Annotated in this window: 13 protein-coding genes; 5 read left to right on the forward strand and 8 right to left on the reverse strand. The window is 58.6% G+C overall.

Features of this window, described 5'->3' with window-relative positions:
• The first annotated feature begins 231 nt into the window (after positions 1 to 231).
• The 4 genes from QMX84_RS24050 (at position 232) to gcvH (ending at position 4,699) form a co-directional block, all read left to right on the forward strand.
• Positions 232 to 1,233, forward strand: coding sequence for an extracellular solute-binding protein (locus QMX84_RS24050; RefSeq protein ID WP_153333939.1), 1,002 nt, complete (start codon positions 232 to 234; stop codon positions 1,231 to 1,233).
• 164 nt (positions 1,234 to 1,397) lie between these two features.
• A complete protein-coding gene (locus QMX84_RS24055) occupies positions 1,398 to 3,014 on the forward strand; it encodes an iron ABC transporter permease (protein WP_282364949.1) in 1,617 nt (538 codons plus the stop codon).
• A gap of 156 nt (positions 3,015 to 3,170) precedes the next feature.
• Positions 3,171 to 4,253 (forward strand): glycine cleavage system aminomethyltransferase GcvT, encoded by a 1,083-nt coding sequence (gene gcvT, locus QMX84_RS24060; RefSeq protein ID WP_048366874.1) that lies wholly within the window; start codon positions 3,171 to 3,173, stop codon positions 4,251 to 4,253.
• Between the two features lie 62 nt (positions 4,254 to 4,315).
• Positions 4,316 to 4,699, forward strand: coding sequence for a glycine cleavage system protein GcvH (gene gcvH, locus QMX84_RS24065; RefSeq protein ID WP_262124952.1), 384 nt, complete (start codon positions 4,316 to 4,318; stop codon positions 4,697 to 4,699).
• 89 nt (positions 4,700 to 4,788) lie between these two features.
• On the opposite strand, the gene QMX84_RS24070 is transcribed toward gcvH, so the two are convergent.
• The 6 genes from QMX84_RS24070 to QMX84_RS24095 all read right to left on the reverse strand — a co-directional run bounded on the left by QMX84_RS24070 (position 4,789) and on the right by QMX84_RS24095 (position 10,203).
• Complete coding sequence (locus tag QMX84_RS24070; protein WP_048366872.1) at positions 4,789 to 5,931, reverse strand: DegT/DnrJ/EryC1/StrS aminotransferase family protein; 1,143 nt, start codon at positions 5,929 to 5,931, stop codon at positions 4,789 to 4,791.
• 212 nt (positions 5,932 to 6,143) lie between these two features.
• Positions 6,144 to 6,455 (reverse strand): DUF2388 domain-containing protein, encoded by a 312-nt coding sequence (locus tag QMX84_RS24075; protein WP_153374655.1) that lies wholly within the window; start codon positions 6,453 to 6,455, stop codon positions 6,144 to 6,146.
• Positions 6,456 to 6,520: 65 nt separating this feature from the next.
• Positions 6,521 to 6,970, reverse strand: coding sequence for an NfeD family protein (locus QMX84_RS24080; RefSeq protein WP_282364950.1), 450 nt, complete (start codon positions 6,968 to 6,970; stop codon positions 6,521 to 6,523).
• Positions 6,971 to 6,973: 3 nt separating this feature from the next.
• Positions 6,974 to 7,894 (reverse strand): SPFH domain-containing protein, encoded by a 921-nt coding sequence (locus QMX84_RS24085; RefSeq protein WP_282364951.1) that lies wholly within the window; start codon positions 7,892 to 7,894, stop codon positions 6,974 to 6,976.
• Positions 7,895 to 8,001: 107 nt separating this feature from the next.
• Positions 8,002 to 9,774: a GspE/PulE family protein gene (locus QMX84_RS24090; protein ID WP_282364952.1), complete on the reverse strand. Its 1,773-nt coding sequence runs from the start codon at positions 9,772 to 9,774 to the stop codon at positions 8,002 to 8,004.
• Positions 9,775 to 9,876: 102 nt separating this feature from the next.
• Entirely contained in the window at positions 9,877 to 10,203 is a 327-nt protein-coding gene (locus QMX84_RS24095) for a hypothetical protein (protein ID WP_123750986.1), read from the reverse strand.
• 127 nt (positions 10,204 to 10,330) lie between these two features.
• Between QMX84_RS24095 and QMX84_RS24100 the strand changes: the two genes are divergently transcribed.
• Positions 10,331 to 10,795: an Lrp/AsnC family transcriptional regulator gene (locus tag QMX84_RS24100; RefSeq protein WP_048366866.1), complete on the forward strand. Its 465-nt coding sequence runs from the start codon at positions 10,331 to 10,333 to the stop codon at positions 10,793 to 10,795.
• A 138-nt stretch (positions 10,796 to 10,933) separates the two neighbouring features.
• Here QMX84_RS24100 and QMX84_RS24105 read toward each other — a convergent pair whose 3' ends face one another.
• Together QMX84_RS24105 and QMX84_RS24110 are read right to left on the reverse strand one after the other, a co-directional pair.
• Positions 10,934 to 11,845: a hypothetical protein gene (locus tag QMX84_RS24105; protein WP_153336492.1), complete on the reverse strand. Its 912-nt coding sequence runs from the start codon at positions 11,843 to 11,845 to the stop codon at positions 10,934 to 10,936.
• A 246-nt stretch (positions 11,846 to 12,091) separates the two neighbouring features.
• Complete coding sequence (locus tag QMX84_RS24110) at positions 12,092 to 12,568, reverse strand: glycine zipper domain-containing protein (RefSeq protein ID WP_262124956.1); 477 nt, start codon at positions 12,566 to 12,568, stop codon at positions 12,092 to 12,094.
• Positions 12,569 to 12,870 lie beyond the last annotated feature (302 nt).

Below are 12,870 nucleotides of genomic sequence, written 5' to 3' on the forward strand. Positions count from 1 at the left end.
GCCGCCGCTGGCCAAGGCTTTGTAGCAATACATCTAATCGAACGCGGATCCTGTAGGAGCGAGCTTGCTCGCGATCTTTTAAAGACCAAAAGATCGCGAGCAAGCTCGCTCCTACAAGGGGATTTTGGTTGTCTGCAACATCTGGTAACGCCTCGGGGGCGAGTTCGGTTGAGCTGGCAAATGTGATTCACTACCATTTACGCCCGATTCGCATTAGAGAGACCGCCCTCCATGCTGGCACCCAAGCGTCTACTGACTGCCCTGGCCCTTACCGTGTTCGGGAGCAGCGTTTTTGCTGCCGATGAAGTGGTGGTTTATTCCTCGCGCATCGACGAGCTGATCAAGCCGGTATTTGACGCCTACACCGCGAAAACCGGGGTCAAGGTCAAATTCATTACCGACAAGGAAGCGCCGCTCATGCAGCGCATCAAGGCTGAAGGCCAAAACGCCACGGCTGACCTGTTGCTCACCGTAGACGCCGGTAACCTCTGGCAAGCCGAGCAAATGGGCATCTTGCAGCCGATCAAGTCCGAGATCATCGATAAAAACATCCCGCCTCAATACCGCTCCTCAAGCCACGAGTGGACGGGCTTGAGCCTGCGCGCACGGACCATCGCCTACGCCTCTGACCGGGTCAAGCCAGACGAGCTATCGACCTACGAAGCGCTGGCAGACAAAAAGTGGGAAGGGCGCCTGTGCCTGCGCACCGCGAAGAAGGTCTACAACCAGTCACTGACCGCGACCATGATCGAAGTGAATGGCCCGCAAAAAACCGAAGAGATCCTCAAAGGCTGGGTTAACAACCTGTCCACCGACGTGTTCTCCGATGACATCGCGGTGCTGGAAGCGATCAACGCCGGGCAATGCGACGTCGGCATCGTCAACACCTACTACTACGGTCGCCTGCACAAGCAAAAGCCTGACCTGGCGGTAAAACTGTTCTGGCCGAACCAGGCCGACCGCGGAGTTCACGTCAACCTGTCGGGTATTGGCCTGACCAAGTACGCGCCTCATCCAGAAGCTGCCAAAGCGCTGGTGGAGTGGATGACCACCCCTGAAGCCCAAACGATTTTTGCCGACACCAACCAGGAATTCCCGGCCAACCCGAGCGTTGAGCCCTCGGCCGAAGTGGCCAGCTGGGGCAAGTTCAAGGCTGACGAACTGCCCGTTGAAGTCGCGGGCAAGCGCCAGGCTGAAGCGATCCGCATGATGGACCGCGCTGGCTGGAATTGATAAAAAGCCCGAAGCATTGCTTTTGTAGCCGCTGCCGCAGGCTGCGATAAGGGCCGCAGGACCTTCGTTCTTGAAAGAGCGGGGCCGCTGCGCACCCCATCGCAGCCTGCGGCAGCGGCTACATGGTTTTTGTAACATTGCATACACCCTTCCGAGATTTTTTCGTGGCCCATCCCGCCCAACGTCGCTGGTATCCGCTGGTCTTTACGATTGCCGCTCTGGTGTTGCTGCCGCTGAGCGTTTTGCTGCTGTCCTGGCAAAACATTGACGGCCAGATCTGGAGCCATTTGTGGGACACGCAGATGCCGCGCCTGCTGGGCAACACGCTGACGCTGATTGTCGGCGTAGGCATTGGGGTGACCTTGCTCGGGGTCAGCCTGGCGTGGCTGACCAGCCTCTGCGAGTTCCCCGGCAGGCGCTGGCTGGACTGGGCGTTGATGCTGCCGTTTGCGATTCCGGCTTATGTGCTGGCGTTTGTCTTTGTCGGCCTGCTGGACTTCGCCGGGCCGGTGCAAACCCTGTTACGAGAATGGTTTGGCATGGGCCTGCGGCTGCCTCGGGTACGCTCCACCGGCGGCGTGATCATCGTGCTGATTCTGGTGTTCTACCCCTACGTGTACCTGCTGGCGCGCACCGCCTTTTTGGCCCAGGGCAAAGGCCTGATGGAAGCCGCCCGCATTCTGGGGCAAAGCCCGTGGCAGGCGTTTTGGCGGGTCGCTTTGCCCATGGCGCGCCCGGCCATTGGTGCCGGTGTGGCGTTGGCGCTGATGGAAACCCTGGCCGATTTTGGCGCCGTGTCGGTGTTCAACTTCGACACCTTTACCACCGCGATTTACAAAACCTGGTACGGCTTTTTCAGCCTGTCGACCGCCGCCCAACTGGCCAGCCTGTTGCTGCTGGTAGTGATGGTCGTGCTCTACGGTGAACGCCGGGCGCGGGGTGCAAGCCGGGCCAGCAACGAGCGGCCACGGGTCAAGGCCTTGTATCACTTGCGCGGCCTCAAGGCCTGGCTGGCCAGCGGCTGGTGCCTGCTGGTGTTTGCCTGCGCCTTCGTCATCCCGCTGCTGCAATTGGTGGTGTGGTTCTGGCAGCGCGGGCGTTTTGATCTGGATGAGCGCTACACCGGGCTGATCCTGCACACCTTGTATCTGGGCAGCATGGCCGCGCTGATTACCGTCTGCGTGGCGCTGGTGCTGGCGTTTGCCCGGCGTCAGGCGCCGACCCCGACGATTCGCGCCGGGGTCAGCCTGGCGAACCTCGGGTATGCCTTGCCGGGCTCGGTGTTGGCGGTGTCGATCATGTTGGCCTTCAGCTACCTGGACCGCGAGCTGGTGGTGCCGGTGTCCGGCTGGTTGGGCGGGGCGGGCAAGCCGCTGTTGCTGGGCAGCTTGTCGGCGTTGCTGCTGGCGTATCTGGTGCGCTTTATCGCGGTAGCCTATGGCCCGCTGGAAAACAGCCTGGCGCGGATTCGACCGTCTTTGCCCGAGGTGGCCCGTAGCCTGGGTGTGAGTGGCCCGCGACTGTTTTTCAAAGTGTATCTGCCGTTACTCCTGCCGGGCACTCTGAGCGCTGCGTTGCTGGTGTTTGTCGATGTACTCAAAGAGATGCCGGCCACCTTGCTGATGCGTCCATTTGGCTGGGACACGCTGGCGGTACGGATCTTTGAGATGACCAGTGAGGGCGAGTGGGCGCGGGCGTCCCTGCCAGCATTGACCTTGGTGCTGGTGGGTTTGCTACCGGTGATCGGCCTGATTCGCCGCTCGGCCCATCGCAACGGTTAGGTGCCAGTCCTCCTGCATACGGCTACAATGCGCGGCATTCGGTGCGGTCTGTCTGTCAGGCCAGGTCGTTTGTTAAACGCGCAAAGGCCTGTTTCAACAGCCTCAAACGTTCTACAAGCCTGTCCGCACCTTCGCCAAGCCCGGAAGGAGAGACCCATGGGACAGCGTACGCCTCTGTATGACCTGCATCTCGCCCTCGGCGCGAAAATGGTCGATTTTGGCGGTTGGGATATGCCCTTGCATTACGGCTCGCAAGTTGAGGAACACCATGAGGTGCGCCGCGACTGTGGGGTTTTTGATGTCTCGCATATGACCGTGATTGACGTCACCGGGGATCAGGCCAAGGAATGGCTACAGCATTTGTTGGCAAACGATGTCGAACGTCTGAACACACCCGGCCGCGCACTGTATAGCGCCATGCTCAACGAAAACGGTGGGGTGGTGGACGACATGATCGTCTACCTGATGCCGACGGGGTATCGGCTTATCGTTAACGCCGCCACCCGCGATCAGGACCTGGCCTGGATGAACAGCCACCTGGGTGGCTACGCCGTGCAGCTGCATGAGCGCCCCGAGTTGGCGCTGCTGGCCATTCAAGGCCCACAGGCCCGGCACAAAGTGGCCGAGCTGGTGAGCCAGTCTCGTAGCCAGCTTATTCAACAGCTCAAGCCCTTTGAAGGGCAGGTCAGCGGCGACTGGTTTATCGCCCGCACCGGCTATACCGGTGAAGACGGCCTGGAAATTGTGCTCCCGGCCGATCAAGCGCCCGCGTTCTTTAACGATCTGGTCGGCGCCGGCATTTCTCCGATAGGCTTGGGCGCGCGCGATACCTTGCGTCTTGAGGCCGGCATGAACTTGTATGGGCAGGATATTCACCTGTCTGTCTCGCCCCTTTCAGCCAATATGGCGTGGACTGTCGCCTGGGAGCCCGCCTCGCGTAACTTCATCGGGCGCGAAGCGCTGGAGGCAGAAAAAGCCAGCGGTTCACGGCTCAAACTGGTGGGTTTGGTGCTGGAAGAGCGCGGTGTCCTACGTGCACATCAGGTCGTTCGCATCGCAGATGTTGGCGAAGGAGAGATCACCAGTGGTAGCTTCTCTCCTACGCTAAGCAAATCGATTGCCTTGGCGCGAGTTCCGATGGCAACGGCCGACCGTGCCGAGGTAGAAATTCGTGGCAAGTGGTACCCGGTTCGCGTGGTTAAACCGACTTTTGTTCGTCTTGGCAAAGCCTTGATCTAACGTTTACTGGCAGGCTCACCTACCGTGTGAGCCGCTGACATTTCTTCTTGAGGACACTGAATATGAGCAATATCCCTGCGGACCTGCGCTTTGCTGAAAGTCACGAGTGGGCACGTCTGGAAGCTGATGGCTCGATCACCGTCGGTATCAGCGATCACGCTCAAGAAGCGCTGGGGGATGTGGTGTTTGTTGAGCTGCCGGAAGTGGGCACAGTGTTCGCGGCAGGCGATACAGCGGGCGTGGTTGAGTCGGTAAAAGCCGCCTCGGACATTTACTCGCCGGTGTCGGGCGAAGTGATTGCCGTCAATGACGGTCTGGCGGATGCACCTGAAAGGCTGAACGACGATTCGTACGCCAACTGGATCTTCAAGCTCAAGCCAGCCAACACCGCCGAGCTGGAAAAACTGCTGGACGCCGCCGGCTACAAAGCTGCTATCGGCGAGTAAACCAAACCCCTGTAGGAGCGAGCTCGCCTCGCGATCTTTTAAAAGATCAAAAGATCGCGAGGCAAGCTCGCTCCTACAGATATGGGCTGTTAAGCGTCTTTGAGTACGGCTTTAACCGCCGCTACTGAACGCTCGACATCAGCCTTGGTCATGGCGGTAAACATCGGCAGGGACACGATTAAACGTCCTACACGTTCGGCCACCGGCAACATCCCTTCCTTGAACCCGCGCTCACGGTACAAGCTCAGCAAGTGAATCGGCGGGTAGTGGTAACCGATGCCGACGCCCAATGCCTGCATTTCTTTCATAAAGGTCGCACGTGCCGGCTGGCCGTCTTTGCGCTCGGGCAAGACCAGTTGGAACAAGTGCCAGTTGGTGTTGGTGAAGTCAGCCACCGGAAGTTGCGCGCCATACTCGGCTTCAAAATCCGCGCCGAAGCAGTCGAAGTAATGCTTGGCCAGCTCACGGCGATGCGCCGTGATGGCTTCGATGTGGGCAAATTGACCCAGGCCGATCGCCGCAGCGATGTCGGTCATGTTGAACTTGCCACCCAGCACGTCCACATCCAGGCCGTCGAAACCGGTGCGGGTCACGCCTTGCAGGCGGTACTTCTCGGCCAGACGGGCTTCTTCTTCGTTGTTCAGGACCAGACAACCGCCCTCGGACGAGGTGATGTTCTTGTTGGCCTGGAAGCTGAACGACACGAAATCCCCGCGAGCGCCAATGCGCTGCCCTTGCCAGCTCGAACCCAGGGCTTGAGCGGCGTCTTCAACAACGCGCAGGTTGTGTTTTTTCGCCAGTGCATAGAGGGCATCCATGTCGACAGGCAAGCCCGATAGGTACACCGGAATAATGGCTTTGGTGCGTGGCGTGATGGCCGCTTCAACCTTGGCCAGATCGATGTTGCGGGTCACCGGGTCGATGTCTGCAAACACCGGGGTGGCGCCGACTTCGATGATCACGTTAGCGGTGGCTACCCACGAAATAGGCGTGGTGATCACCTCGTCGCCCGCACCGATACCAGCGATACGCAGGGCGATTTCCATGGTGCAGGTGCCGGAGTTGAACGTGCGCACCGGGCGCCCGCCAAAGTACTCGGACAACTGCGCCTCGAACGCCTGAACCTTTGGCCCGCTGGTGATCCAGCCCGAGCGCAACACGTCGCCGACGGCAGCAATAGTGGCTTCATCAATGGTGGGTTTGGAAAACGGCAGGAAAGGCAGGGAACTCATAGAGGCTAGACGTCCGATGTGAATTTGGGTGAGTAAAGCATACCCAGCGCGTTGTTCACAGCCGGTGAAAATTCTGTACAGAGGCTGAATGAAAAAGTACGAGGCGAAGACTTGTAGCCGCTGCCGCAGGCTGCGATGGGCTGCGCAGCAGCCCCAAGGGTGAAGCTCCTGCGGAGCTTATCGCAGCCTGTGGCAGCGACTACACATCTGGGTTACTCAGACGTAGCGTTCTTGACCAGAATCGCGTTCGCCAGGTCCATGTCGCTGACCTTCAAGTTCGGGTTGTCAGAGCGCACTTGCTGCATCGCCGACTCCAGATAAGGCCCACGGATTTCGCCGTTGCTGGCCACAAAGCTGCCCGCGTCATCTTGAGCGGCAATCACTTTGCGGTCTTTTTTGAAGGTCAGGTACGTCGAACCGGTCGTCGCCCCTGAAGACAAGACGTCACGCCAAAAGCCGTCGGCCATGGCTGAAACAGGAAGGGACAACAGTGCAGCAGCGGCGACAGCATATTTGAGGCGCATGAGAGGTACTCCAAGGAGGTTAGCTACCTGTTTGATTGTAGTAATCGACAGGGAGTTCCGTTACCTCACGTCACAATTTCAACGCTTAACACGGTTCCATGCTGACCCGTAACGCGCACCGGCGTGCCTGCCTCAGCATCCGGCCCGACCGCCATCCACACGCTGTCACCGACCTTGATTTTGCCCCGACCTTCCACAATGGCTTGTTGAACAACAAATGTGCGGCCGATCAATTCGTGGCCGCGACTGTTGAGTTCAGGTTGATCGCTGCTGGTGACGGTGTTGCGCTGGCGTTTCCACCAGAACACCGCCGTCAGGATCGCCAGTATGCCAAACAGTGGGAGTTGCAACGCCCAAGACAATGCGGGTATCAGGAAGGTCACCACACCGACAATAATCCCGGCAATGCCCACCCACAGCAGATAACCGCCTGCGCCGAACACTTCCAGAATCAGCAGGACGGTGCCCAGTGCCAACCAGTCCCAATAGCTGAGGTTTTGCATGAACTCCCACATACCTCAGGCCTTTTTGTTGTCGAAAGTGGCTTTGACGATCTCGCCGATGCCGCCTACAGCGCCAATCACCTGGCTCGCTTCCAGTGGCATGAGGATAACTTTGCTGTTGTCAGCAGAGGCGAGCTTGCCCAGTGCATCAATATACTTTTGCGCCACAAAGTAATTGATCGCTTGAACGTTGCCGGTGGCAATGGCTTCGGAAACCACTTGTGTAGCGCGGGCTTCTGCTTCGGCCTGACGTTCGCGGGCTTCGGACTCCAGGAACGCAGCCTGACGACCGCCTTCGGCTTCGAGGATCTGCGCCTGTTTTTTACCTTCGGCGGTCAAGATCGCAGAGGCTCGCAGGCCTTCGGCCTCAAGGATCTGTGCACGCTTGATGCGCTCTGCTTTCATCTGGCCTGACATCGCCGCCATCAGGTCCGCGGGCGGGCTGATGTCTTTAATCTCGATCCGGGTGATTTTGATGCCCCAGGGTGCAGTTGCTTCATCGACCGTGCGCAACAGCTTTTCGTTGATTCCGTCACGCTGGCTGAGCATGGCGTCTAGCTCCATCGAGCCAAGCACTGTGCGGATGTTGGTCTGCAGCAGGTTGCGAATGGCGTGTTCAAGGTTGTTAACCTCGTACGCTGCCTGAGCCGTATTGACCACCTGGAAAAAACACACGGCATCAATTTGAACGGTGGCGTTGTCGGCGGTAATGACCTCCTGCGGCGGAATATCCAGCACGCTTTCCATCACGTTGATCTTGCGTCCGATGCGGTCCATCACCGGGATGATGATGTTCAGGCCGGGTTTAAGGGTGTTGGTGTATCGGCCAAAACGCTCCACTGTCCACTGATAACCCTGTGGGACAACCTTGAAGCCCATGAAGAGCACGGCGATAGCCAGTACGACAAACAACAGAACCACTGAACCTACTTGCATAACCCTTCCTTGTCTGTGATGGATCGACCGAGAAAAACTCAGCCCGAGCGCAGGGTAACCTGCTTGTAAACGGCTTAACTGTTTAAATTTTAGTCAAGATAAGTCCATCACGCCGGTGTTACACGCAAGGCTTCTTCCAGCGTGGTCATGCCGCTGGTCACTTTTTGTGCAGCCGCGATTCTTAGTGGCCGCATTCCTTCAATGCAGGCGTCGCGGCGCAGGGCGTTGATGTCAGTTTGCGGGTTGATCAGCGCGCTCAGGCGGTCGTTCATCAGCATGATTTCGTACACCCCGGAGCGCCCGCAATAGCCCGTGTCCCGGCACGCCATGCAGCCATTGGCCTTGTAGGTATGAGCGGGAGGCGGGTGGCCCCAGCCGGGGGCGAAGTGCTGCCAGTCGTGCGCCTGCACGGGCTGCTCGGCCTTGCACTCGGGGCACAGGGTACGCACCAGCCGTTGGGCCATCACGCCCAGCAGTGTGGCTTTGATCAAGTAAGGCGCAACGCCTAGTTCTTGCAGGCGGCTGATGGCGCTGGGCGCATCGTTGGTGTGCAGGGTGGACAGCACCAAGTGGCCGGTCAGCGCTGCCTGAATGGCCACTTCGGCGGTTTCGAGGTCGCGTATTTCGCCGAGCATGATGATGTCCGGGTCCTGGCGCATCAGGGCGCGCACGCCGTTGGCGAAGGTCAGGTCGATATTGGTTTGCACCTGCATCTGGTTGAACGCGGGTTCAATCATTTCGATCGGGTCTTCGAGGGTGCACAGGTTGATTTGCGGGGTGGCCAGTTGCTTGAGCGTGGCATACAGGGTGCTGGTTTTACCTGAGCCGGTGGGGCCGGTGATCAGGATGATGCCGTTGGGCTGGCGGATCATGTGCTCCCAACGCTGCAGGTCTTCGCCGTCAAAGCCCAGTTGGTCGAAGCTTTTGAGCAAGACCTGCGGGTCGAAAATACGCATGACCATTTTTTCGCCAAAAGCTGTCGGCAAGGTGGCGAGACGCAGCTCGACTTCAGCCCCGGCGGGGGTTTTGGTTTTGAGGCGACCGTCCTGGGGTTTGCGTTTTTCGGCAACGTTCATCCGGCCCAGACTTTTGAGGCGGCTGACAATGGCCATGGTGACGTGCGGCGGGAATTGGTAAACGGTGTGCAGCACGCCGTCGATGCGAAAGCGCACGCCACCCTGTTCGCGGCGCGGTTCGATATGGATATCGCTGGCCCGTTGCTCAAAGGCGTACTGAAACAACCAGTCGACGATATTCACAATGTGCGCGTCGTTGGCGTCGGGCTCCTGGCTGGCGCTGCCCAGCGTTAACAGTTGCTCAAGGTTGGCCGGGTTGCTGGTTTTTTGATCATTCAGCACCGCCCCCGTCACCGATTTGGCCACGTTGAAAAACTCCACACTCAGGCGCTGGATCTCTTGAGGGTTGGCAATCACCCGCCGGATGGGGCGCTTGAGCACCTGTTTGAGGTCGGCCTCCCAACTGCTGACCCAAGGCTGGGCGCTGGCAATGGTGATGGTGTGTTCATCGGCGGCCACGGCGAGGATTTGATGGCGCTGGGCGAAGGCAAATGACATGAGCCCGGTGACCGTCGCCACGTCGATCTTGAGCGGGTCGAGGCGCAGGTACGGTTGGCCGAATTCTTCAGCGAGCCACGCGGTCAGGGTTTCGAGGTCCAGGTGTTTGCCGGGGCGGGTGGGGTCTGCAAGCTGTTGATTGGCCAGAAACACCAGCGGATGCAACGGGGCATTGAGTGGCTCGCGGCTGCTGATCAAGGCGTGTTCGGCGCAGCTTTGCTTCAGGCGACCTTGAGCGAGCAATACGGGCAGCAGCTGTTTGAGGGTAAGCCATTGGTCATGAGGCGGGGCATTGCGCATAGACAGCTCCTGGGGCGACTTCAATCACTGCGCAGACGGATCCTTGTCTGCGTGTTTGAAGCCTAGCCACCTGGAGCTGATGAAGGCTTGCGCAATGGTTGCCAGCTATTACCCGGTCAATGCCGACCTTGCAGGCTGGTCGAGTTCGAGCGTCATGTCGAAGACGCTGACCAAGTTGCGCAATTTTTCGCCAATCACCTGGGCGCGGTGCCAGCTTTGCTCGTCACTGACGATGTTGATGCTGAAACTGTCGTCATCGCGCAGCACTTCAACGTGCCGCGGCACGAGTTGCTGCAAGGCGAACAGGTTGAGCACCCGGCACAACACATCCGCTTCGGCCTCTGCCTGAATACAAAACCGCACCGCACACGGCGCAGCATTGTTGGCCCAGACATCGGGGCGGGTTGAGGGGTGGACGGCTTCCAGCAGCGGCATGGGATGACTCCTGATTAGGCTGGAGAAATATTTACACGTCGGGCGCGGTATTTTTTATCTAAGATGCAGCGATTACGCGAAAGAAAGACTTATTCATGTCGCCAATAACTTATCCACAGGTATTTTTATGCAAGGCGAACTCGACGCTTACGACCGGCGCATCCTCGCGCTGCTGCAAGAAGACGCTTCGCTGTCCAGCGCACAGATCGCCGAACAGGTGGGGTTGTCACAATCACCGTGCTGGCGGCGCATTCAGCGGATGAAAGACGAGGGCATTATTCGCGGGCAAGTGACCTTGCTGGACCGCAAGAAAATCGGCCTCAACACGCAGATTTTTGCCGAGATTAAACTCAACGCGCACGGGCGCTCCAACTTCACCGAATTCACCGACGCCATTCGCGGGTTTCCTGAGGTGCTGGAGTGTTATGTGCTGATGGGGGCGGTGGACTTTTTGCTGCGTATCGTCACGGCCGACATTGAAGCCTATGAGCGCTTCTTCTTCGAAAAGCTGTCGATGGTACCGGGTATCCAGGAGGTGAACTCAATCGTTGCGCTGTCTGAGATCAAATCCACCACGTGCCTGCCGGTTTAAATCAAAGCAAAAAAATGGCCTTCGCGAGGAAGGCCATTGTTCAGGCTGTCAGTGAACAAACAGCGCAATCAGGATGATGATCGGGATTGGGATGCCGAGAAAAAACAACAGAATCGAGCGCATTTTTATTCTCCAGAATTAACGATCAGTGGGGGTGAGGTAGGTCACGGCATCACGACGGCGACCACCAAAGGTTGCACACAGGCTGGCAAAGAACGCGCCGAGCAGCAGTGTGATGAAGGCCCACAGAGTGCTCCAGGCAGCCGCTTTGGCAGCCAGGTCAGCGGCTTCTTTGGCTTTGACCTTGGCGTCTTCAATGGCCTGATGGGCTTTGGCGTAGACCTGGTCAACCCGTTGCTCGGCCTCTGGCTGAGTCAGGTTAGTACGCTGGGCAACGATCTGCGCCAGGTAACTGCGGTCCTCGGCGTTCAGTTCGCCGTCGTGCAGGCCGCGCACCAGAATGCGGCTTACGACGCTGCGCACATCTTGCTCGCTGAGGGCTGTGCCCTGGTCATTGCGAAACAGGCTGTCGATGAAATATTCCGGGCCTTTATCACCGCCGCCTTTGCGCATGTGCTCACCGGCTGCACTGGTGACAGCTGATGCCGCACCGGAAGCCACGTTAGCGGTTGCTTGAACGCCGCTGCCGATCACGCTGCTCAGGGAGCTGGCGATCAGTACCGCAGACACCAGCGTGGCCACTGCCCACGACAAAAAGCCGTGTGCGGTGTCGCGAAAGTACACTTCATCGCCGTGCATGCTGGACCATTTGACCCGCAGACGACCGGCCAAGTAACCGCCCATGCCTGATGCAATGATTTGCGTCACGGCCAGCCAGATAATCGCAGTAAAGCCCAGCGCTTTGGCGCCAACGCCTTCATCTGCCCACGGTGAAACGGCCGAAAAACCCAATCCGGCACCCAGCAAAATCAGCAGCAAAGAAAGTGAAGCCGCGGCAGCGGCACCCGCAAAAATTGCGGCCCAGGACACGCCTGACTGGTTGGAGGAATCCTGCGGGGCAGGAGGATAGTGCTCTGTCGTCCCGATCATTATTGTTGTGCTCCTGAAATGAAATGAGGTGCAGCCTTCATTCAGGGAATTGCAGGGGCCATGCCAAGCCGGGTTTTGTGAATAACTCTTTGTTTATCAACAAGATAGGTTTTTGAGTAAAACGTACAATCATGCAGCCTGCATGATTCGGGCAAATAAAGACGGGCGTAATGCATTGAAACAATTTGCCGGCGTACGCGGTGAGCCAAACAAATCGGGAGGCCTTGGCCTCCCGTTTGTGGGGTATCAGTGATGACGGTGCTTTCTTTTCTGGTGATGACCGTAGGCATGGCCACGGCCCCGGTGGTCGTCACGATAGTAGCGGCGGTCGTCGCGGTCACGGGCGCGGCGATCATCGGCATCGCTTTTATTGCCCATGTAATTGCCCAGTGCGCCGCCAGCACCGCCGCCTGCGGCAGAACCGACCAGAGCGCCCGTGCTGCCGCCCACTCCACGGCCCAACACGTTACCGCCGGCTGCGCCCAAAGCGCCGCCAATCGCGGCTTCGCCACGGCTGCGCTTGTCGGCCCCCACCGCGCTACCTGCTGCGCCGCCTACGCCAGCCCCAATGGCTGAACCGGTAGAACCGCCCAGTTGTTGGCCAACCACGGCGCCCAGCACCCCGCCCAATGCGCCGCCTACACCGGCTTCGGTGGTGCCACCGGCCGAGGCTACGCCACTGACCAGGCCAAGGGACAACAAGAGAATGGAGGTGAGCTTCATGGGTGAGCCTCAAAAGAATGACGGGGCGATCCTGAGGCTCAAAAGGGTTGGTTACAATCGGAATCCGACCAGTAGCACGAGTTGTACACAATTACCTAAGTTATTGTTTTTGATGGGGAACTTAATAACTTTTCGAGAGTCTATCTCTCGTTCAGACAGGCTGCTTTTAACCAAAGCAGCCTTTTTTGTGCCTGAAGAAATAGTTTGAAACCCCTGTAGCCGCTGACGAGGTACGAGGCTGCGATGGGTTGCGAAGCGACCCTGGACGGCGGTCCTGCGGCCCGCATCGCAGCCTCGTGCCT

This window comes from Pseudomonas sp. PS01297, from assembly GCF_029959305.1.
Lineage (GTDB): Bacteria > Pseudomonadota > Gammaproteobacteria > Pseudomonadales > Pseudomonadaceae > Aquipseudomonas > Aquipseudomonas helleri.